Below are 22,084 nucleotides of genomic sequence, written 5' to 3'. Positions count from 1 at the left end.
TGATAACTGATAACTGATAACTGATAACTGATAACTGATAACTGATAACTGATAACTGATAACTGATAACTGATAACTGATAACTGATAACTGATAACTGATAACTGATAACTGATAACTGATAACTGATATAAATTATGGCTCGTGTAATTGTGGTGACATCGGGAAAGGGAGGAGTCGGTAAAACGACGGTAACGGCGAACTTAGGTTCAGCTTTATCTCAATTGGGCTGTCGAGTCGCCCTTGTCGATGCCGATTTCGGACTAAGAAATCTCGATTTATTGTTAGGATTAGAACAGCGTATCGTTTATACTGCCCTCGATGTGGTGGCGGGAGATTGTAGCCTTGATAAAGCTTTAGTTAAGGATAAAAGACAGGAAAATCTGGTTCTATTACCGGCGGCACAAAACCGCACCAAAGAGGCAATTACTGCCGATCAAATGAAGGATTTAGTCGCCCAATTGTCAAAAAGTTACGACTATGTATTGATTGATTGCCCAGCGGGAATTGAAATGGGTTTTCGCAATGCGATCGCCGCCGCCCAGGAAGCGATCATAGTTACTACCCCAGAAATGTCGGCGGTGAGAGATGCCGATCGCGTGGTGGGATTACTAGAAAGCGAGGATATTAAGAGTATCCGTCTGATTGTCAACCGGCTGCGGCCAGAAATGATCCAACTTAACCAGATGATCAGCGTCGAGGACATTCTCGACTTATTGGTAATTCCCCTGTTGGGGATTATTCCCGACGATCAAAGAATTATTATTTCCACTAATAAAGGGGAACCATTAGTATTAGAGGAGAAGACCTCTCTCCCCTCCATGGCCTTTAGAAATATTGCCCAGCGTTTACAGGGTCGCGATGTGCCGTTTCTAGATTTAATGGCCGGTCAAGAAGGTTTTCTTACTCGTCTGCGTCGTCGCTTGTTTGGGCCTTAAACTCTCTCATCTCAACCCCTTAACCTACTATGAATGACCTGATCGATAAACTTCTAGCATGGCGCGGTTCGGGCAAAAGTGGCGACCAAGCTAAAAAACGCTTAAAACTTATTCTGGCCCATGATCGCGCCGATCTTAGTCCCGAAATTCTCAATATGATGCGTCAAGAAATCTTAGAAGTGGTCAGTCGTTATCTTGATATCGACACCGAGGAAACCGAGTTGCTCCTAGAAAGTGACCAACGAACTACAGCCCTGATTGCTAATTTTCCGATTCGTCGCATCAAACGCCGTCCTTTAACCGAGAAATTGCCATGAAAACTCAACCGATCGAGCTTTGGCTTAGTCTAGCGGTCAGTCCCTTTCTTTTATCCTATCTGGCCCTGGGTTCCCTCAATCATTGGTTAATTGAATTGGGCCGGGAAAGTGAGGAATTATTTCGCGGCGATCGCTTGCCCCTTCTCAATATTCCCGATCAGTTACCGGTCAACAGTGACCAATAATCCAAGAAAAAAATCCTTTTGCCCCCTGAAAAGAGGCAATAATAGTGAAATTTTTGTTAAAAATCGGAAAAAATGTGATTCTTTGGCATATAATCTCATTTTTGACCAACCCTAAAGAACTAAGCTAAGACGCATCTTAACCGCCTATCCTTAGATTAGCTGAATTTCCCCCAATCCCTTTACTATTGCCTCTTGCCTCTTGCCTCGTCTCAACAAGCAATTTAAATGCGCGGGCAGCTTAATCCCGATCTATCAGTGATCAGTGATCAGTTATTGGTTTGATAGAGTTTTTCATTTCAAGGCAGTTAATCCCTATTTTCACTGATTACTGTTTACTGATTACTGATTACTGTTTACTGTTTACTGTTTACTGATTACTGATTACTGAAATTATGAGCGTCCTTGTCCCCTCAACCGAAACCGAACAGGATATTTTCAGCACTTCCAACCTGTTTCTGCAGCAAAGACTGAAATTAATCGAAGATTTATGGAAAGAAGTCTTAGTCTCCGAATGTGGTCAAGAATTAGTCGATTTACTGGAATTACTGCGCCATCTCTGTTCTGAGGAAGGACAAGTGACCGATGATAGTCCGGAAGCAATGATCGCCAAAATGATCGAAGACTTGGAACTAGGGGAAGCGATCAAAGTTACCCGCGCTTTTGCCCTCTATTTCCAGTTAATAAATATAATCGAACAACACTACGAACAAAGGGATCAGCAACTACTGCGACGGACGGTGATCGGGGAAGAAAACGAAAGTCCCAAGACAGACCCACCGCAAAAAAGCCTTTTAGCCACCATTGTCGGGGCTGATTGGCTAGAAAAAACCCTGAACGAGTCCGATCACTCCGGCCCAAAATCGGGACTATTTCACTGGTTATTTCCCTATCTCAAACAGGTGAACGTCCCCCCCCAGGAAATCCAGCGTCTTCTCGATCAATTAGATATTCGTCTGGTTTTCACGGCCCACCCCACGGAAATTGTCCGTCATACCATTCGCATTAAACAGCGCCGCATCTCGGGCATTCTCGAAAAACTCGACCAAGCAGAAGAAATCTTTCGCAGTATGGGGTTAACTAACTCCAGAGAAGCACAAACAGTCACCAAACAGTTAAAAGAAGAAATTCGTTTTTGGTGGCGAACAGATGAACTACATCAATTTAAACCCACCGTCGTCGATGAGGTGGATTATGCCCTGCACTACTTCGATGAAGTTCTCTTCGATTCCCTACCCCAGTTAACCCTGCGTCTGCAGCAAAGCCTACAATCCTCCTTTCCCCGTTTACAAGCGCCGAAAAATAACTTCTGTCGCTTCGGTTCTTGGGTGGGGGGGGATCGGGATGGCAATCCCTCCGTTACCCCCGAAGTCACCTGGAAAACCTGCTGTTATCAGCGCAATCTCGTTATTAAAAAATATCTCGATGCTATTCGCGACCTGACCAGTATTTTAAGTGCCTCCCTGCACTGGTGTCACGTCTTGCCGGAGTTGCTGGACTCCCTGGACAGAGATAAGCAGCAAATGCCCGAAATCTATAGCCAGTTAGCAATCCGCTACCGTCAGGAACCCTATCGCCTCAAATTGGCCTTTATTCAAAAACGTCTGGAAAATACACGCGATCGCAATAATCGCCTCAATGATCCGGAAGAACGACAGTTATTAACTAAACTCAACGAAACCAACATCTATCGCTCTGGTTCCGAGTTTTTAGCCGAATTACAGCTATTACAGCGCAGTCTCTTGCAAACCGGTCTTTCCTGTCAAGAACTCGATCGACTGATCGCCCAAGTGGAGATTTTTGGCTTTGTCCTGACTCAGTTAGATTTTCGGCAAGAATCCACCCGTCACGCCGAATGTATCGAAGAAATCGCCGCCTATCTCGGAGTTTTACCCAAACCCTACGGCCAATTAACCGAATCAGAAAAAATCGCCTGGTTAGTGGCGGAATTAAAAACCCGTCGCCCCTTAATTCCCCGGGAAATGCCCTTCTCGGAAAGAACCTGCGAAACCATTGAAACCCTGCGAGTTTTAAGAAGTCTGCAAGGGGAATTCGGTCTGGAAATCTGCCAAACCTACATTATCAGCATGACCAACGAGGCCAGCGATGTGCTAGAAGTGCTGTTATTAGCCCAAGAAGCCGGTTTATACGACCCTGCCACTAGCCGCAGTTCCCTCCGCATTGTTCCCCTCTTTGAAACCGTCGATGACCTCAAACACGCCCCCGGCATCATGCAGACTTTGTTTGAATTGCCCCTCTACCGGGCAGCCCTAGCCGGCGGTTACGACCATTTAGGGGCTTTAAACGGGGAGGAAGTGACCCCGGAACCGGCCATCCTCGAACCGGGTAATTTACAGGAGATTATGGTGGGTTACTCCGATAGTAATAAGGATTCCGGCTTTTTAAGCAGTAATTGGGAAATTCATAAGGCCCAGAAGGCTTTACAAAAAACCGCTAAACAATACGGCTTGGATCTACGTCTTTTTCATGGCCGGGGCGGTTCCGTCGGTCGGGGTGGTGGACCTGCCTACGCCGCTATCCTCGCCCAACCCCGGGGAACGATTAACGGTCGCATTAAAATCACCGAACAAGGCGAGGTTTTAGCCTCGAAATACTCTTTACCAGAATTGGCCTTGTATAACCTCGAAACGGCCGTAACGGCAGTCATACAGGCAAGTTTACTGGGCAGTGGTTTTGATGATCTCGAACCCTGGAATCGCATCATGGAGGAGTTGGCCACCCGTTCACGGCAAACCTATCGCAGTTTGATTTATGAAGAACCGGACTTTTTAGACTTCTTTCTGTCCGTAACTCCCATTCCTGAAATTAGTCTTTTACAGATTAGTTCCCGACCGGCGCGCCGGAAAAGTGGTCAACAGGATTTAAGTACCCTGCGGGCAATTCCCTGGGTATTTAGTTGGACTCAAACCCGTTTTCTTTTACCAGCTTGGTATGGTTTAGGGACAGCTTTGCAGATGTTTCTCGATGATTCTCCTAACCGAAATTTAGAATTGTTGCGCCATTTTTATCACAAGTGGCCCTTCTTCCAGATGGTGATTTCTAAAGCAGAAATGACTCTATCGAAGGTGGATCTACAGATTGCCTATCACTACGTCAGTGAACTTTCTAAACAGGAAGATCGAGAACGTTTTCAACGTCTGTTTGAAAGGATCAAAGAGGAATATAATCGCACTAGCGAGATTGTTCTCCAGATCACCGGCGAGAAAAATTTATTAGATAATGATCCGAATTTACAGCGCTCGGTGCAGTTACGCAACGGTTCGATCGTTCCCCTCGGTTTCCTACAGGTGTCTCTCCTCAAGCGTTTACGTCAATACAATAGTCAAGCTCAATCCGGTGTGATTCATTTCCGCTATTCTAAAGAGGAGTTATTAAGGGGCGCTTTAATGACGATTAATGGTATTGCCGCAGGGATGAGAAATACCGGTTGATTACAGATAATTAATGGTAGTTTTCGGGTGGTTATCTTGAAGGTAATCCACCCTATTTTTAAAATTTGTCAACTTTTTGTAGAACTTCTACGAATACTAAATACGTTGAGTAACGCACAGAAAACGGGTTTCTCGGAGAAACCCGTTTTCTACTCATGCACTCATGCAAAAAGGGGAATAAATAATCAGTCTTTAATAACCAGATTTAGTATTACTTCCGATTTTATCACTTAATCCAAGCTTTTGGGGGGTTCTATTGGCTAATATTACTATCACTTATTGACTAAAAATGAAGATTTTACTGCTAACAGTTGACAATTGATGAGCGACCCCGAAGAGAGGCAATTAAGCTCACTGGTGTGTCGGAAGATTAGAGATTGTGCCAAAATGGAGAAAGTGACCCAAGGATTACAGGTAAATTGTTAAAAAAAGGATCGAGTAACCGTGACTGATACGAACTTAGATATACTATCCCTGACGGATCCAGCGATCGCAGGGATTTTGCAAAAAGAACTACAACGTCAAAGAGATCACCTAGAATTAATCGCTAGTGAAAACTTTACCTCGGCTGCCGTCATGGCCGCCCAGGGTTCGGTTTTAACCAACAAATACGCCGAAGGACTGCCAAAAAAACGCTACTATGGCGGTTGCGAATACATTGACGAAGCGGAACAATTAGCGATCGATCGGGTTAAACGACTATTTGGGGCAAACCACGCTAACGTACAACCCCACTCCGGCGCCCAAGCTAATTTCGCCGTTTTCCTGACCCTCTTGCAGCCCGGCGATACGATTATGGGCATGGATCTCTCCCACGGTGGTCATCTTACCCACGGTTCCCCCGTTAACGTTTCCGGAAAATGGTTCCGAGTCGTACAGTACGGAGTAAGTCCCGAAACCGAACTCCTCGACTACGATCTCATCCTTGACATCGCCCGCAAAGAAAAACCCAAACTAATTATCTGCGGTTATTCTGCCTACTCGCGCCGGATTGATTTCGAGAAATTCCGCGCCATCGCTGACGAAGTGGGGGCCTACTTGATGGCAGATATCGCCCATATTGCCGGTTTAGTGGCCACTGGTCATCATCCTAACCCCCTACCCCACTGTCATGTGGTCACTACCACCACTCACAAAACCCTGCGCGGTCCTAGGGGGGGGTTAATTATGACCAAAGACGAGGAATTAGGCAAAAAATTCGATAAATCCGTCTTCCCCGGTACCCAAGGCGGACCCCTAGAACACGTGATTGCGGCGAAAGCTGTGGCTTTTGGGGAAGCATTGAAACCGGAGTTTAAAATCTATTCGGGCCAAGTAATCGCTAATGCCCAAGCTTTGGCCGGTCAGTTGAAGGCTAGAGGGATTAAAATTGTCACCGATGGTACGGATAATCACTTGATGTTACTCGATTTAAGATCCGTGGGCATGACCGGGAAAGAAGCCGATCGCTTGGTGAGTACCATTAATATTACCGCTAATAAAAACACTGTTCCCTTCGATCCCGAGTCTCCCTTTGTCACCAGTGGTCTGCGCTTGGGTTCCCCGGCTATGACCACCAGAGGACTAGGAGAAACGGAATTTATCGAGATTGGCAACATTATCGCCGATATTCTCCTTAATCCAGGTGATGAAGCCCTGGGAACTGCTTGCCGTCAACGGGTAGGGAAACTCTGTGAAAGCTTCCCCCTCTATCCCCATCTCCATATTTCCGTCCCCGCCTTGGCCTAAAAAGAGAGATAATAAAAGTTCATAATTGGCGATTGCCTGTCAGTGGCCAATTGTGAATTAAATCGCCCCCCAATTCCCATGTCCGGAGATTTATACTATCTAATTGCTTTTCTGATCGCCCATACCGTTGTACTTTGGAGTACCCCCCTCGTCAGAACCGTCGGACTGAAAAGCGGTTACGTCGATAAACCCAACGAAAGAAAGGTCCATGAAAGGCCTATGGTTCGACTGGGGGGAGTTTCGATTTTTGTCGGCGCTTTAACTGCCCTCCTGATCGTTTGGTGGTTGGGAGGGTTTGCTGGTTTAAACAGCGATCGAGAATGGGAAGTGTGGGGCGTAACCCTAGGCGGTTTGGGCTTTTTTCTCATCGGTCTAGCGGATGATCTTTTTAATCTTTCGCCCCTCAATCGTCTGGTAATGCAGTTTAGCGTCGCTTTTCTAGCTTGGCAAGCTGGGGTGAGGATCGATTTCCTCTCTATTCCCTTCGGCGATTTATTACAAATTCATTGGCTAAGTTTACCGATTACTCTCCTCTGGTTAGTGGGGATGGCTAACGCGATTAATTGGATTGACGGTTTAGATGGATTAGCGGCGGGAGTTTCGGGTATATCTGCCGTGGTGATTTTGGTTGTAACTTTGGTGATGGGACAACCGGCCGCCGCTATTATCGCCGCCGCTTTAGCGGGTGGGGCCTTGGGTTTTCTGCGTTACAATTTTAACCCCGCCCAAATTTTTATGGGGGATGGTGGGGCCTATTTTATGGGTTTTACCCTGGCGGGTGTGGCGGTGATTGGATTGGCTAAAACTACTGCTGTGACTACCGTTGCCGTTACCGCCGTCTTACTACCCTATCTCATCCTCGCGGTTCCTCTCCTCGATATGTCCACGGTGATTATTTCCCGTCTCAAACGCGGAAAATCCCCTTTTGTGGCTGATAAACGTCATTTACACCACCGTTTACTAGAAGCGGGTATCTCTCACCGTCTGACAGTATTATTTATCTACGCCCTAACTCTCTGGGTGGGCAGTTTAGCCCTCGGTTTCTCCAATGTTCCCAGTGGTTGGGGTTTTGCCTTTGGTGCGACTCTCCTCCTCGGTTACGTCGGTTGGCAAGTCTGGCGCAATCGTGGCAGTGAACCGTAAGCCATCTTAAACTAGAAAAAAGATTAATAATTAAGATAGCGGCAGGATAAATCTGGGAGTTTAGCAAATGTCTAACGAAACTGTAACTTATTCCCTAGAAGCAGTCCTGACAAGGATTGAGGGAAAAATCGACTCTTTACAAAGAGATGTTAATGAGCGTCTCACTAAGCTAGAGATAGGACAATCAGAAATAAGAGGGGATATTAAAGCCCTAGATTCTAAAGTTATGGAAATAGAAAAGCGTATTGACGACCTGAATGCACGGGTGAATATTACCACTAACGGGTTTCTTGGCATTGTCGGAATTTTGGTGACAGGAATACTAGGCATTCTGGGAAAAATCGTCTTTTTCCCTAATCCCTAAAAGTTATCCTTAGTCGTACCTATGGGCAATTTTGATGCCTTGTCGATTAGAGAAAAAATCAGCAAAAGTAGGAGTTTAGTAAAATGTCTAACGAAACCGTAACTTATTCCCTAGAAGCAGTCCTGACAAGGATTGAGGGAAAAATCGACTCTTTACAAAGAGATGTTAATAAGCTAGAGATAGGACAATCAGAAATAAGAGGAGATATTAAAGCCCTAGATTCTAAAGTTATGGAAATAGAAAAGCGTATTGATGACCTGAATGCACGGGTGAATATTACCACTAATGGGTTTCTTGGCATTGTCGGAATTTTGGTGACAGGAATACTAGGCATTCTGGGAAAAATCGTCTTTTTCCCTAATCCCTAAAAGTTATCCCTAATGGTAATTCGTACAGATTTGTTTACTCTACAATTTTCAAGGATACAGAGAAAAATGATCTGCAAAAATCCCTCTTTCCGTTCTCCTCTCTGCGACTGTAGTGCCTCTGCGTCAAACAAAAAATATAAAACTCAAGCCCTAATTACAGTAATTCTATATTGATTTTCTGTCACCACAACTTCAGTGGATAATCTTTCTTCCATTGGTAAAGCATTTTTCCTCCTATCAAAGATAAATAACCAACCAAAATCTAAACCCAAACGTCCTAAATAAGATTCTAATTGTTCAATTCCATCAGCTTGCGGATCGCGTTTTTTATCCCGCCATACTTTTAATTCAATCCCTAAAATTACATCTTTATACTGCAAACATAAATCCATTCTATCGCTACCAATTGCATATTCCCTTTCTAAAACTCCCCCACCATTAACCACACGATGTAAAAAAGCCATTAATACTATATGCGGAGCAATTTCATGGTAAGCAGCACTACTTAATAATGGTTCTCCATGTTGTCGCCAAAACCTGAGAAATGCTGTTAATAAAGCATCTATATTTAATTCACCTTTTGCTGTCAACCAACTAGGACTAATTAAAGGTAAACTGTCCTGAGTTCCTTGGACTAAAACGCGGGGAATAACTTCACGATATATGGGGTTAGAAATAACTAATCCCCCCATCGGATCACGTCGTAATAATCCTAAATCTATTAAATATTGGCGATCATCTGCTAGGGTATCGGGTAAGGTTTGCCCTGCTAAAATTGGTTCAATAATGTTTTTAACTCGTTTTTCTCTGAGTTTTTCCGCTAAACTATCTAAATGAGTATCCTGACGATTAATTAATATTTCTTTGGCTGTTAAAATATGTTTTTTAGTAATAGTAATACTTCTATCTTTTACCATTTTTTCTACAATTTCTTTAGCTAAAGCATTGACTAGCCAAGGTTGTCCTTGGGTTAAATTAAACGCTGTTTCTATTGCTTCTGTTGTAAAAAGTTGTCCAGTTGCTGCTGTATGTTGTTGATATAATTCTCCCACTTCTGCCAGATTAAAATTTCGCATAGTAAGAGAAGCAACTTTTATATTAAAAGGACTAGATGTATTTAATCTATCACTACCTCCCGATGCTACTTTATAATCTCGCACATCTCGTAAACCAATTAATCCTACTGATGAGGGAAAATTTTCTGGACGGTTAGGAAAACCATCTCTTAACTGTCGTAAAACTGATATTAATGTTTGGTCTTGTAAAGATTCAATTTCATCTATAAATAATACTATGGGACGATTGATAGCTTTTGCCCAACCTCTTAAAAAAGCCTTTATTCTGCTTCCTGGTTCTTCCTGTTGCCATTGTTTAACAGGTGGTTGGAAATCTTCAGGTAAACTATCTTGAATTGTATTATACCAAGTTCCTAAAATTGCCAATTCTGCGGCACTAGGATCATGATTAAATGCACTTCCTACTTCTACAGATACCATGACTGCGGCATAATTTCCAGTATCAGTAAGTTGTTTTGCTAGGGATAACATAGCGGTGGTTTTCCCGGTTTGTCGTGGTGCATGAAGGACAAAATAACTTTCTTGTTCAATTAGCTCCTCTAAATCTGGTAATCGTACTGTGGGAGATAACATATAGTGGATATCGTCTTTACAGGGACCGGCAATATTAAACCAGCGAGTCATAGAATTTTGGTAATAGGTGAACTCTTTAAGTTTACACTATCTATAATTATGTTGGTATCAAGCAAGATTTTCACAGGTTATGTTTCTCCTTTAAATATTCCCATTTAGCTTGATCTGGATCAAAGTCTGCTGGAATGGCAGGGGCATTTTCAAATAAACCCTGAAATGCTTTGATCCTAGATTTTCTTTTTGGTGTTTCTGGTGCTGGTTCAGTGGTTGGGGTTGTGGTATGCTCAAGGGTGTCTGTGGCTGCCCAAACTACAATTTCCACGTTTCTGGGGGGTAAATTCAGGGGTTCGGTAATCAGCAACTTACCAGATTGATCAATTTTTCCTTTGAGTTTGTATGCTTGCATGATGTTTTTTATGATAATCTGTTTTTATATTATTATCTCAAATTGGCTCAATAGGAGGTTATTAACTAAATGTACACCTTAAAAATTAGTAGAGTTGGAAATTACTTGTCTATAACATTACCTCAAGAAGTCCTAGAAAAACTTAAAGTTCAAGAAGGAGACAGTGTATTTGTCACTGAAACACCAACAGGTATTATTATAACTGCTGGTAATCCTGATTTTGAGAAAGCAATGGAGGCTTACAGAAAAGTCAGCACAAAATACAGAAATGCACTTCATGAGTTAGGGAAATGAATGGAATTTTCTGGTTAGATGAAATAATTGTTAAAGCTATACATGAAGACCAATTAATACAGCATGGTGGTCTTGCAGGTGTGCGAGATAACAATTTGTTTTTAGCTAGTTTAGATAGACCGAAAAATTTATTTGCTTATGGTGAACCTACACCCAGTATATTTGATTTAGCTGCGGCTTATGGTTATGGATTTGCTAAAAATCATGCTTTTATAGATGGTAATAAACGGATAGCTTTCGTAGTAATGGCTATCTTTCTGGAATTAAATGGATATTCGTTGGATGTTCCAGAACCCGAAGTTGTTTTAATAATGGAACGACTAGCAAACGGTCAAGAAAGTCAAGAAACTATATCAGAATGGCTGCAAGAAAATTCTATTAAATATTAAAGGTTATCTGTGGCTGCCCAAACTACAATTTCCACGTTTCTGGGGGGTAAATTCAGGGGTTCGGTAATCAGCAACTTACCAGATTGATCAATTTTTCCTTTGAGTTTGTATGCTTGCATGATGTTTTTTTAGGACTTACGCAAGACGTGGCTGAACGCCTTATTCTTGCGTAGGGGTAATTCATGAGTTACCCCTACTTTCGGTCTTTTTTGCGTAAGTCCTGTTTTTATGATAATCTATTTTTAGATGATATCATATTGATCAAAATTCACTCTCTAAATTTGGGTTTAAATTATGATAACTACACTAATTGAACGGGAAGCAGAACCAATTTTAATTAGTGACCTAACCTGGAGAGAATTTAAAGCTGTTGAACAGCTAATTGAGCGCCGATGGTTAAGGTTATCTTTTTTAGATGGAGTTTTGGAGATTAGAAAAATGCCAAGGAAAAAACACGAAACTATCAAAGAACGTATTGGTGCTTTACTAGAAATTTATTTAGAATTTTTGGGATTAGATTTTACTCCTACTGGTTCTGTCACCTTAGAAAATGAATTTGAAAAGGTTAAAAAAGAAGGTGATGAATCTTATGAATTGGGAGCAAATAGAAAACATCCTGATTTAGTGATTGAGGTGGTTGTTAGTAGTGGAGGGATTGATAAACTGGAAGCATACAAACGGTTACAAATTCCTGAAGTTTGGTTTTGGATGAATGATGATTTATTGTTTTATAGCTTAGGGAATGATGGTTATGATGCTGTTAGTAAATCGCAACTTTTACCAAGTTTAGATATAGGTTTATTGCTGCGTTGTATTAATATAGACAATCATGCTCAAGCACTGCGGGAATTTAGAGCAGGGATCAAAATTATTGAACCAACATAACAATATAAAATGGTGATTTTTTCCGCCTATCTAAAGATTATGTCGGATTAAATAATTGGCTGAGTTGTCAAGATTTTTAGACTGCCAAGATCAATTATCTATCTCAGCCCAAAATGGATGTCCTTTCTTGATAATGTGTCTTTCTGCTACTAACATTATTATTCGTTGTCTTTTAACTCAGCTAGGCTCTTTTCTGTCTTTCTTTTCGACCTTCTTAATCCGTAAATTCGAGAACAAAAAGAGGTGATAATGGCTATTAAATCTGACATAAACTCATCTTGCTTATCCTCACTTTGATTGACAATCTCCACTTTTTTATCTAGTTTTTTTAACAAGATTTCTAGATAATTAGTCCCCAATCTGGCTAGACGGTCTTTGTGTTCAACAATTAAAACATTATAATTGGGGTCAACTAGAATTTTGGCTAATTGTTGGCGATTATCGTTTAATCCACTGCCTACTTCTTTGACAACTTTGTAGATTTTGTCGCCTCTAGCAACAGCATAATCTTTTAATCGGTCAGCTTGTCTATCTAGATTGTCTTTATTTTCGGCGCTGGAAACCCTTGCATAAATGCAAGCTATCAAGTCGGGTTTTGAATGGTTGTCATCCGTTATGATAATTGTACCAGAAGGCAATTGATAACCTGTTAAATTCCCTTGTTTCCACCATCTCCAAGCCGTTCGATAACTTATTGCTGCTTTTTTTGCATAGTCTGATAGTTTCATGTCCACATATTGCCATGTTTGACTATATCTGACAATATTTGTCTTGAAACTTTACAATACCCTCCGCTCAAAGACAGGGACAACCTTTGATCCTAGCCCATCGATAGAAAAACTACTATTAGGGCCACTGGTAGCAACAAGGTGAACGGTGACAGAACTTAACGGCCTATGATTAAAGAAACGAGGAATCAGAACCCTAAATAAATCCTCGCTTGCCTTGATTCTCCCTGATAATTATGGGACTTTTTGCCCGTCACCAAAACCTCCATCAGTGGTTTAAATCCCAACACTTCGGACGTAGCGCGACCGATAGTCGTTATGCTTTACTGGTAGCCTGTTTAATCGGAATTCTCTCCGCCCTTGCCGCTATTATTCTGAAATTGGGCATCGGTTGGTTAGGTGGTTGGCGGGTGCATCTAGTAGCCAATTCCTCTCCTTTCCTAGTTTTGCCCCTCGGCGGTTTTCTGCTTGGTTACAGCGCCGGCTGGATTGTCGAACACTTCTCCCCCGCGGCCGCCGGGGGTGGTATTCCCCAAGTAAAAGCGGCCTTAGCTAAATATCCTTTGCCCCTGTCTTGGCGCGTCGCCCTAGTAAAAATGATCGGGGCGATCCTGATCCTTGGCGGTGGTTTAACCCTTGGTCGTCGGGCCCCCACGGTACACATCGGAGCAGCCCTAGCAGCCCAATTAAGCGTCTGGCTGCCCACCAGTCCCGATCACCGTCGTCAGATGATCGCAGCCGGGGCAGCTGCCGGGTTAGCGGCCGGTTTTACTACTCCCATCGCCGGAGTCCTCTTTGTGATCGAGGAATTAATGCGCGATGTTTCCAGTATGACCCTAGAAACGGCGATCGTGGCTTCCTTTACCGGGGCCGTGGTTTCGATGATGCTGCAGAATACCCCCTCGATTATCACTGAATATGCCAATATTAGCTTCTCTGCCCAAGAAATACCCATTTATTGCCTTTTGGGGGCTTTAGCGGGCTTATTGGGGGCTTTATTCAATCAAGGCATCCTTTTTTGTAGTCAGATGCAGCGGCGTTGGCGGTTATCTTTAGCTTGGCGCATCGGTCTGGTCAGTTGCTTATCGGGAACGGTAGTGGCTTTTTTACCCGACTTTTTTCGAGATAATACGGGTTTACGGGAATTTTTGCTGGCAGGGGAATTAAACTGGCAGAATACCGCCCTCGCTTTTGTGGTCTATTTTTTCCTGACGATGATCTCCTATAGTTCTGGCGCACCGGGAGGACTCCTCGCCCCCGCTTTGGTGTTGGGATCCTGTTTGGGGTTTCTGGTGGGGGGAATCGAGACGAAAATGATGGGTTTCGGCAGCGAACCTAGTTATGCTTTAGCCGGTATGGGGGCCTTTTTTACGGGAGTAGTCAGGGTTCCAGTAACGGCGATCGTGATTGTCTTTGAACTGCATCACAATTTTAATGTTGTGCTGCCCCTGATGTTGACCTGTGCCGTTTCTTATATCACTGCCGAAAGCATTCTACCCGGTTCTCTCTATCAGCATTTACTTTCCGCTAGTGGTATTATTCTCAACGAGGAAACCCCTGCTAATGATGTGCTGGCCCATCTGTCGGCTATAGATGTGATGCAATCCCAGGTGGAAATTCTGCCGGCGGATTTACCCCTGGGGGAAGTGGTGAAAATTATGTCCCGTTCCCATCATCGCGGTTTTCCCGTGGTGGAACAGGGGCGACTATTGGGGATTTTTACCCAAAGTGATCTGGATAAATGGCGATCAAAAAACAGTCAAACCGTCCTGCGGGAGATCATGACTCCCAATCCGATTACTGTGGCCCCCCAGGCAGCTTTAAGCGATGTTTTATTTCTCTTAAATCGCTATCAGCTTTCCCGTTTACCCGTTACCGATGGTCAAAAACTGGTGGGGATCATCACCCGCACCGATATTATCCGGGTGGAAGCTGATCAATTGGGAGGGGTTTGTCAACTGCCCCAACCCAGTACTCCTTCCTATGTGGTTTATCAAACTCGTTCCCCGGCCGTGGGAATAGGCCGGATTTTATTACCTATTGCCAATCCCGACACCGCTACCGCTTTGTTTAAAATTGCCGCCGCAATCGCCCGTGAACGCAATTATGAGATAGATTGTCTCTATGTGATTACTGTGCCTCGTCTTAGTTCTCCGGCGGAAGTCCGGGTAGATACGCGGGAAGGACGCAAATTACTTCATCGTTTGGAAAGATTAGCGCGACAGCAGAATATCTCTGTTCATACACAAATTTCCGTTGCTCAGGATATCGCCGAAGGGATTTTGGCCACGATTCGCGAACGACACAGCAATTTATTAATTATGGGTTGGACGGGGGAAAAATCGACTACTGGGGCGATTTTTGGGTTTTTAGTCGATACTTTGATCGCCCAAGCTCCCTGTGAAACCATCTTGGTAAAATTGGGAACAAAGGATTGTTTTCCCAACGATCCTCATCGGGAAAGGATGTGGCTGATTCCCACCGCCGGCGGTCCCAATGCCCAACGCGCTTTAGCATTATTGCCTAGTTTGCTGTCTTTGTCCGAGTCTTCGGATCATCCCAAACTTTGGTTATGTAAAATCTATTCTCCGACGGATTTACTGCCAGATCTGTCTATTTTGGAAGTTTTACAAGCATCTTTACAGAAAGCGATCGCACAGCCGATTGTGCCTTTACCGATTCGTTCGGCCTCTCCGGCCGAGGCAATAATTAATCTGGTAGAATCGGAAGACTGTTCCTTGGTGCTTTTGGGTGCATCTAGGGAAAGCTTGCTCAATCAGTTCTTAAATGGCAATATCCCCTCGACGATTGCCCGTGCGGTTAATTGCACTGTGATTCTCGTGCGAGGGGAATTATCAGATTAGTTTATTAGCTAGGCGGAAGCTAAAGTTAAACTGAAGGGTACGGTGTTGTCAATTTTCGCCCCTTGACTTTCCTCTAGGGAATGGGGGTAGAATATTTCCCCGTCTAGTTGACCGTCGGAGTCATCGTCATCCCCATCGCTGATATAAAGGCGTTCACAGGGGATGTTATCGGAAAGGATGGCACTGGCCATCATCCCCGTATGAATCTCTAAGAAAGCATCCGCTAGGGTCTCAAATACTAAACGCTGCCCGGGGAAAACCACCCTTTCAAAATACCAGTTAGCAATATTGGTGATGCGAACAATTTGAATATGACTGGTCGCATTGACATAGCAACAAAGAATACTATTTTTCTTGCCGTTGGGGAGGGGATCGAGAATCTGTGCCATAGCAATTGGGGTGATCTTAAAGTGGGTTTGTCATCGCTCCTTCACCGTAACATCCTTTGATCCCCGATAGTTGTAAAGATGATTACATTACTCTGATAAAAATCTACCCATCGCTCTTTCTGGTGATAGAAAGCGGTTTTTATTAAAAAATCATTAAATTTAACTAATGCCTAGTTTTGGCTATTTGTCAAGGGGGGAACCCCGTTTTTTTTGCTGTTTTTCTTGATTTTTTGCTGGGCTATTTATCGCTCAATTTTGTTAACGGTTTCAGGATTATAAAAACCGAGGTAATTTTTGTCAAGTTAGATACCGCTTGCTCATGGTCTCCTCCATCTGGTTGACTAAAAAGGGTCGGCCTGTGGTTAGACTGATAGGTTTGACAGTGCTGGGGAGAATAATCCCTCGATTGTTCGGGGTTTCTAGCCAAATTTCCCCTGAGAATCCCCGTCTTTTGCAAGCGGGGAAATGTCAACTCATCCATACTTGGGACTCTATCAATCGATTTTCCCGGCCGAAGCAGTATTAACTATAAACTTTCTAAAACCTCTTGAGCGGCGGCCAAAGTCCGTTCGATATCGGCCTCTGTGTGAGCTAAAGAAGTAAAACCAGCTTCAAACTGGGAAGGAGCTAGATAAACGCCTCTTTCCAACATTCCCCGGTGAAAACGACCGAATTTAGCCACATCGGCCTTTTTGGCCTCTTCATAGTTATGCACGGGGGTGCCAGTGAAAAACATCCCGAACATGGCACTGATATGACCTCCAAAAACTCTATGACCAGCATCTCTGGCCACTTTCAGCAGCCCTTCAGTTAAGGATTTGGTCACTTTATCGAGATATTGGTAGGTGCCGGGGCGCTGGAGTAACTCTAGGGTTTTAATTCCCGCCGTCATGGCCAGGGGGTTGCCGGATAAGGTTCCCGCTTGGTACATCGGGCCGGCCGGAGCCACCATCGCCATAATATCGGCCCGACCGCCGTAGGCCCCCACTGGCAGCCCACCGCCGATAACTTTGCCGAGGGTGGTTAAATCGGGGGTGATGCCGAATTTTTCCTGAGCGCCACCGTAGGCGATGCGGAATCCGGTCATTACCTCATCAAACATTAATAGGGACCCGTATTCCTTGGTTAATTCCCGCAATCCTTCTAAAAAGCCAGCATCCGGCACGATAAAGCCGGCATTACCCACCACTGGCTCTAAAATCACCCCGGCAATCGAGTCGGGATTTTCGACAAAGAGGGCTTTTACCGCTTCCAGGTCATTGTAGGGGGCGGTTAAAGTGTTGTTAGTGGTGGTTTTGGGAACCCCCGGCGAGTCGGGTAGGCCCAGGGTCGCTACACCAGAGCCGGCTTTAACGAGGAACATATCGGCGTGACCGTGATAACAGCCCTCGAATTTGATGATTTTATCCCGGCCGGTAAAAGCCCGCATTAAGCGCAGGACGGACATACAGGCTTCGGTGCCGGAATTGACAAAACGCACCATTTCAATGCTGGGAACGGCATCAATCACCATTTCAGCGAGAATATTTTCCTGGACACAGGGAGCGCCAAAACTGGTTCCTTTGTCTAGGGCATCGTGTAGGGCGGCAATCACTTCGGGATGGGCATGACCACAGATAGCCGGCCCCCAAGTTCCCACATAGTCGATGTATTCGTTACCGTCCACGTCGCGAATATAGGCCCCTTTGACGCTTTCAAAAACGATGGGTTGACCACCGACGGATTTAAAGGCCCGCACGGGGGAACTTACACCCCCCGGCATTAATTTTTGAGCGGCTGTAAAGATTTCTTTCGATTTTGTTGTTTGATACGAAGATGTGCTAACCAATCCTGTCTCCTTGTCTATTTGAGTCTATCGGTTTCGGGGAATGCCCGGAGCTTTGTTTTGTTAACTTCCTGCTGCTTGTTCCATTTTAAAGATCACTGGCCTACATTTGACGCAATTTTTCCCTAGGAAGAGCGCTGGTCGGCTCAAGTCTCGCTCTTCTTGACTTATAGCTTGATGGTTAACAGCTGATGTAATTGGCTGAGAAAGGGCAAAAATTTCACTTTTGACAATTTTTCCACAATCTTTTCAGAATTGCAGTAAAAACCTAGCAATGGGCGAAGTTATTGCTATTGATAGATTTTAGCCCAGAAAGAGCGATCGAAAAAAGCTCCGGTTTTCCACAGATTTTCCACAGGGGAATTCTTGCTATTATTTCTTAGCGTACAAAAAAACTATTCCTGCCATGAAATTTACCAGTAGTCAAAGCGAACTCAACAGCAATTTATCCCTAGTTAGTCGGGCCGTTGCCAGTCGTCCTACCCATCCGGTGTTGGGCAATGTTCTCTTTTGTGCCGATGAGGAAAAGGGCGAAATTAGCCTGACTGCTTTTGATTTGAGTTTAGGGATTCGCACCAGTTTTCGGGCCGAGGTGGTGGAAGGGGGCAAGATTACCCTGCCGGCAAAATTACTTAACGATATTGTCTCTCGTTTGGGAGAGGGGGAAATCACCATCTCTGTGGAAGAAAACGAGAATGATGAGGAGCATAGTCTCGCTTTCCTGAAAACTGCCTCGGCACAGTTCCAAATTCGCGGCATGAAGGCCGATGAGTTCCCAGAATTACCTACGGTGGCCGATGGGGAAATTGTTAATTTACCTATAGTTGCCTTGACAGAGGGACTAAAAGGTGCGTTGTTTGCCGCTAGTGGTGATGAAACTAAACAGGTGTTGACGGGGGTACATTTAACTAAAACCGTCGATTGTCTAGAATTTGCCGCTACAGACGGTCATCGTTTAGCGGTGGTACAAACTCCCCTAGAGGAGGTGGAAAGTGCCTCTGGTGGCTTTAATGTCACCATTCCGGCCCGGGCCCTGCGCGAATTGGAAAGAATGATGGCAACAAAACAAAATATCGAGACTATTACTCTGCACGTGGATGATTCTCAAGTCATCTTTGAAATGGGGGAACAGAGGTTAACCAGTCGTAAGTTAGAAGGGGCCTATCCCACTTATAATCAGTTAATTCCTAAATCCTTCGAGCGTTCTTTGGTTTTAGACCGCAAACAATTAATCCGTTGTTTGGAATTAGTGGCGGTTTTATCGGACCAAAAGAATAATTTAGTCAAGTTTAGTCTCGATAGCGAAAATGACCGTTTATCCCTAGCGGTGGAATCTCCTGATTTAGGTAGCGCCAAAGAGTCCATGGCGGCAGAAATTCAGGGAGAAAGTGGCGATATTGCCTTTAATGTTAAATATTTGATGGACGGTTTGAAGGCTTTACCTAATAATGATATCCAAATGCAGTTAAATGCTAGTACCCAACCGGTTATTTTTACCCCCTTGGGAGGTTTAAAGATGACCTATTTGGTGATGCCGGTACAAATTCGTCAGTAATTCTGACTTAATCGGAACCGTGGGATTTGTTTTTAACCTATCCCAAGCACTGGATTGTAAGTAGCTGGTTATAATTAAATTGAAGATAGATTTTGGTGTCGATACCCCCTTAATCCCCCCTTGATAAGGGGGGTGTCGATCCCTCCTTAATACTAGGGCTAATTCATTCTCCGAATCTACTTCTTTTTTTTGCTACCTTTAATCGCTTACGAGGTAAGTTAGGGAGCAGGGGAGTACCGGTTTTTGCTCTCATAGTAGGTTGATTCATGAATCAACCTACAAAGCACGACGTTTTGACAAATTTTCAGCTATGTATTTCCGAGAAATCGACTAAAAACGTTACCAGATAAGGAGTTGAGAGAATGACATAAGAGAGAATGAATCAGCCCTACATCTGGGGTGTGACTAGCTATTTCTAGCTTAACCTGCGTTCGGGATAACGCTATAGAAGAGACTGTTAGAAAACCTTGGCCAATTCTAGATTCTCAACTCCTTGATTAATAGGCGATCGCTAACAAGAAGTCCCCCCTATCTATGGACTGGGTTTTACATCAATCTGCTTAAACCGAACTCAGTTTAATTTAGGCTTTTCTGCCGAAAACAAAAGATAATCATCAAACGCCATAAACCAACCCCGATTTCTTGACCAAGCTTCGAGTCCTGGGTTATCTTTCTGGAGATCGATAACTAAATCATGCTTACTAATTCCTTGGCTAATCTGGGCAAAATAATGAACCATTGCCGGCCAAACATATTCACTAATAGATAAAGCTTGGATATTAACAAATCCATGCTTTTTGAGTTTTTCTACATAAATATGTCGGTCGTATTGATTAGGAAAGGGAATACACATTTTCTTACTATTAACCCGCAGCCAGAAGTTAATTTCTCGACCCACTCTAGGCAAACAATCCGCTATAGCCAACCTTCCACCGGGCTGCAAAACTCGAAAAGCTTCTGCAAAAAAATCCTCACGAGTGTCAAAATGAAAAGCACATTCTAAAGCAGTCAACTTATCAAAATAATTCTCATGAAAGGGGATTTGAGTAGCCGAGCCGACTTGAAGTTTTATCCTGTCCGATAACCCTGCTTTAGCTACTCTTTCTTGAGCAATTTCTACTTGTAACTCAGTTGTATTTAGACCAATAATTGAGCTAACATTGTTTTCTCTTACCCAGAGTAAATCCTGTTCAGCAAAACCGAAACCCACATCTAAAAGGTGATCTCCGGCTTTAAGTTCGGCTACTTCGGCTAATTTACGCGCTAAAGCGGCACAAGCTCCGTTATAAGTTGTTTCTTCTTTCCAATAACCAAAATTAAGCCATTGGGGAAAATTAGGATCATGAAGATGAGGATCGCGTTTCGCTATATTAGTATACAGTTCAGAAACTTGAAACTGATCTTGCAAAAACGCCATTTCTCGAGCTGGATTAAGGATAAATTGTTTGATGGTTGCCCAGCGATTACGCCATTCATCTTTGAGGGGAATTTTGCCGATGTTTTCCAAATTATTATCCTCCTAAGGATTTTGCAGAAATATTGCCATTTTTAATTAACCGAATCCCTGAGATTCTCTAGATGCTTTAAAAAAGATTCCACACCTCCGGATTAATCATATAAGGAGGCTTCTCTCCCCGAAGCACTTGTAATATTTGATTCGCCGCCGAAACAGCAGCCGCTAGACTCGCTTCAGGGGTTACTCCGGCTAAATGAGGTGAGAGAATGACATTCTCAAAATTATATAAAGGATTATCTAAAGCCGGCGGTTCTGGTTCAAAGACATCGAGGGCGCATCCAGCTATCAATTTTTGATTAAGGGCGATCCCTAAATCCTTTTCACAAACGACTTTTCCCCGGGAGGTATTAATTAAAAAAGCTGTTGGTTTCATCTTTTTAAAAACTGAGATATTAAACATTTCCCGCGTTTCACTTGTTAGTTCAGTATGCAAAGAAACAAAGTCCGATTCAGCCAGAAGAACATCTAAATCTTTGAACAAAGTTGCTCCTACTGTCTCCGCTTTGCTGGCTGGAACATAGGGATCATAAGCTAATACTCTCATCCCCAGTGCTAGGTTACATTTGTGAGCCACCAGAGTACCAATTCTTCCTAAACCTACAATACCAAGGGTCTTGTTTTCGAGTTGAATCGGTTGCATCTGATTGCGAATTAAATAGTTACCCTTTTTCACACAATGATCTAAAAAAGGGAGCTTTTTGGCAAGGGCTAAAATCATAGATAAGGTGTGTTCTGCTACAGCTGTAGTTGACATTCCGGGATTATTAACAACGATAACCCCCTGTTCTGTTGCTGCCATAATATCAATAGAATCTGTGCCAAATCCAGAGGTACTAATTACTTTTAATTGTTTTGCTAATCGGATTGATGAAGCCTCTAACTTATTAGGATAACGCACAAATACGCCAGATACTTCTTGAATGGCCTCATTAATTTTATCCAGTGTAGGGTTGGACAAGATCTCTATATTAGTAGATTCTTCAAGAAGTTTTTGCCCCGCTTCATCATACATTTTTCCGATTAAAAGAACCCTGTGTTTTTGAATATCCATAGTCAGAGTTTTTGGTGAAGTAGTAGTCATCGTAATTTTTC

21 protein-coding genes are annotated in these 22,084 nt (G+C 43.5%); 13 read left to right on the top strand and 8 right to left on the bottom strand.

Translation table 11 applies throughout. The features are described 5' to 3' along the window. Positions 1-137 precede the first annotated feature (137 nt). The 8 genes from minD to IM509_RS09470 all read left to right on the top strand — a co-directional run bounded on the left by minD (position 138) and on the right by IM509_RS09470 (position 8,492). Positions 138-938: a septum site-determining protein MinD gene (gene minD / locus IM509_RS09505; protein WP_002764793.1), complete on the top strand. Its 801-nt coding sequence runs from the start codon at positions 138-140 to the stop codon at positions 936-938. 29 nt (positions 939-967) lie between these two features. After that, positions 968-1,255 carry a cell division topological specificity factor MinE gene (minE, locus tag IM509_RS09500; protein WP_002764792.1) on the top strand — a complete coding sequence of 96 codons (288 nt, stop codon included), beginning with the start codon at positions 968-970 and terminating at the stop codon, positions 1,253-1,255. Then, a complete protein-coding gene (locus tag IM509_RS09495; RefSeq protein ID WP_004161691.1) occupies positions 1,252-1,440 on the top strand; it encodes a hypothetical protein in 189 nt (62 codons plus the stop codon). The genes minE and IM509_RS09495 overlap by 4 nt, the downstream gene beginning before the upstream one ends. A gap of 392 nt (positions 1,441-1,832) precedes the next feature. After that, the gene (gene ppc, locus IM509_RS09490; protein ID WP_004161692.1) at positions 1,833-4,889 is read left to right on the top strand and encodes a phosphoenolpyruvate carboxylase; all 3,057 of its coding nucleotides are present in this window, start codon (positions 1,833-1,835) and stop codon (positions 4,887-4,889) included. 444 nt (positions 4,890-5,333) lie between these two features. Next, positions 5,334-6,617: a serine hydroxymethyltransferase gene (gene glyA / locus IM509_RS09485; RefSeq protein WP_072923634.1), complete on the top strand. Its 1,284-nt coding sequence runs from the start codon at positions 5,334-5,336 to the stop codon at positions 6,615-6,617. A 78-nt stretch (positions 6,618-6,695) separates the two neighbouring features. Continuing rightward, complete coding sequence (locus IM509_RS09480; protein ID WP_081417804.1) at positions 6,696-7,760, top strand: glycosyltransferase family 4 protein; 1,065 nt, start codon at positions 6,696-6,698, stop codon at positions 7,758-7,760. Positions 7,761-7,827: 67 nt separating this feature from the next. After that, a complete protein-coding gene (locus IM509_RS09475) occupies positions 7,828-8,124 on the top strand; it encodes a DUF4164 family protein (RefSeq protein ID WP_004161694.1) in 297 nt (98 codons plus the stop codon). 83 nt (positions 8,125-8,207) lie between these two features. Next, positions 8,208-8,492, top strand: a complete 285-nt coding sequence (locus IM509_RS09470) for a hypothetical protein (protein WP_002764782.1) — start codon at positions 8,208-8,210, stop codon at positions 8,490-8,492. 143 nt (positions 8,493-8,635) lie between these two features. Here IM509_RS09470 and IM509_RS09465 read toward each other — a convergent pair whose 3' ends face one another. Further along, positions 8,636-10,192, bottom strand: coding sequence for an AAA-like domain-containing protein (locus tag IM509_RS09465; RefSeq protein ID WP_272079413.1), 1,557 nt, complete (start codon positions 10,190-10,192; stop codon positions 8,636-8,638). Positions 10,193-10,262: 70 nt separating this feature from the next. Next, positions 10,263-10,547 (bottom strand): hypothetical protein, encoded by a 285-nt coding sequence (locus IM509_RS09460; RefSeq protein ID WP_052277938.1) that lies wholly within the window; start codon positions 10,545-10,547, stop codon positions 10,263-10,265. A 69-nt stretch (positions 10,548-10,616) separates the two neighbouring features. On the opposite strand from IM509_RS09460, the gene IM509_RS09455 reads away from it, so the two are divergent. Continuing rightward, positions 10,617-10,841 carry an AbrB/MazE/SpoVT family DNA-binding domain-containing protein gene (locus IM509_RS09455; protein ID WP_052277937.1) on the top strand — a complete coding sequence of 75 codons (225 nt, stop codon included), beginning with the start codon at positions 10,617-10,619 and terminating at the stop codon, positions 10,839-10,841. Then, complete coding sequence (locus IM509_RS09450) at positions 10,838-11,230, top strand: type II toxin-antitoxin system death-on-curing family toxin (RefSeq protein ID WP_004161699.1); 393 nt, start codon at positions 10,838-10,840, stop codon at positions 11,228-11,230. Before IM509_RS09455 ends, IM509_RS09450 begins: the two co-directional genes overlap by 4 nt. Here IM509_RS09450 and IM509_RS09445 read toward each other — a convergent pair. After that, positions 11,227-11,349 (bottom strand): hypothetical protein, encoded by a 123-nt coding sequence (locus tag IM509_RS09445; RefSeq protein ID WP_256380717.1) that lies wholly within the window; start codon positions 11,347-11,349, stop codon positions 11,227-11,229. The genes IM509_RS09450 and IM509_RS09445 overlap by 4 nt on opposite strands. Before the next feature lie 175 nt (positions 11,350-11,524). Between IM509_RS09445 and IM509_RS09440 the strand changes: the two genes are divergently transcribed. Further along, positions 11,525-12,115 carry a Uma2 family endonuclease gene (locus tag IM509_RS09440; RefSeq protein WP_272079412.1) on the top strand — a complete coding sequence of 197 codons (591 nt, stop codon included), beginning with the start codon at positions 11,525-11,527 and terminating at the stop codon, positions 12,113-12,115. A gap of 158 nt (positions 12,116-12,273) precedes the next feature. Here IM509_RS09440 and IM509_RS09435 read toward each other — a convergent pair whose 3' ends face one another. Further along, positions 12,274-12,843, bottom strand: coding sequence for an IS607 family transposase (locus IM509_RS09435; protein WP_052277935.1), 570 nt, complete (start codon positions 12,841-12,843; stop codon positions 12,274-12,276). Positions 12,844-13,079: 236 nt separating this feature from the next. Between IM509_RS09435 and IM509_RS09430 the strand changes: the two genes are divergently transcribed. Continuing rightward, a complete protein-coding gene (locus IM509_RS09430) occupies positions 13,080-15,707 on the top strand; it encodes a chloride channel protein (RefSeq protein ID WP_185237546.1) in 2,628 nt (875 codons plus the stop codon). An 8-nt stretch (positions 15,708-15,715) separates the two neighbouring features. Here the strand turns inward: IM509_RS09430 and IM509_RS09425 are convergent, their stop codons facing one another. Both IM509_RS09425 and hemL read right to left on the bottom strand, forming a co-directional pair. Beyond that, positions 15,716-16,096 (bottom strand): DUF1830 domain-containing protein, encoded by a 381-nt coding sequence (locus IM509_RS09425; protein ID WP_185237545.1) that lies wholly within the window; start codon positions 16,094-16,096, stop codon positions 15,716-15,718. 526 nt (positions 16,097-16,622) lie between these two features. Continuing rightward, positions 16,623-17,924, bottom strand: a complete 1,302-nt coding sequence (hemL, locus tag IM509_RS09420; protein ID WP_072923782.1) for a glutamate-1-semialdehyde 2,1-aminomutase — start codon at positions 17,922-17,924, stop codon at positions 16,623-16,625. A gap of 403 nt (positions 17,925-18,327) precedes the next feature. On the opposite strand from hemL, the gene dnaN reads away from it, so the two are divergent. Further along, entirely contained in the window at positions 18,328-19,476 is a 1,149-nt protein-coding gene (dnaN, locus tag IM509_RS09415; RefSeq protein WP_002739977.1) for a DNA polymerase III subunit beta, read from the top strand. Positions 19,477-20,047: 571 nt separating this feature from the next. On the opposite strand, the gene IM509_RS09410 is transcribed toward dnaN, so the two are convergent. After that, complete coding sequence (locus IM509_RS09410; protein WP_185237544.1) at positions 20,048-20,983, bottom strand: class I SAM-dependent methyltransferase; 936 nt, start codon at positions 20,981-20,983, stop codon at positions 20,048-20,050. Between the two features lie 76 nt (positions 20,984-21,059). Beyond that, positions 21,060-22,073: a hydroxyacid dehydrogenase gene (locus IM509_RS09405; RefSeq protein ID WP_185237543.1), complete on the bottom strand. Its 1,014-nt coding sequence runs from the start codon at positions 22,071-22,073 to the stop codon at positions 21,060-21,062. Positions 22,074-22,084: the final 11 nt, after the last annotated feature.

The sequence above is a fragment of the Microcystis sp. M31BS1 genome, from assembly GCF_020245285.1.
Classification (GTDB): domain Bacteria; phylum Cyanobacteriota; class Cyanobacteriia; order Cyanobacteriales; family Microcystaceae; genus Microcystis; species Microcystis panniformis.
This window is presented reverse-complemented; position numbering and strand designations above follow the sequence as displayed.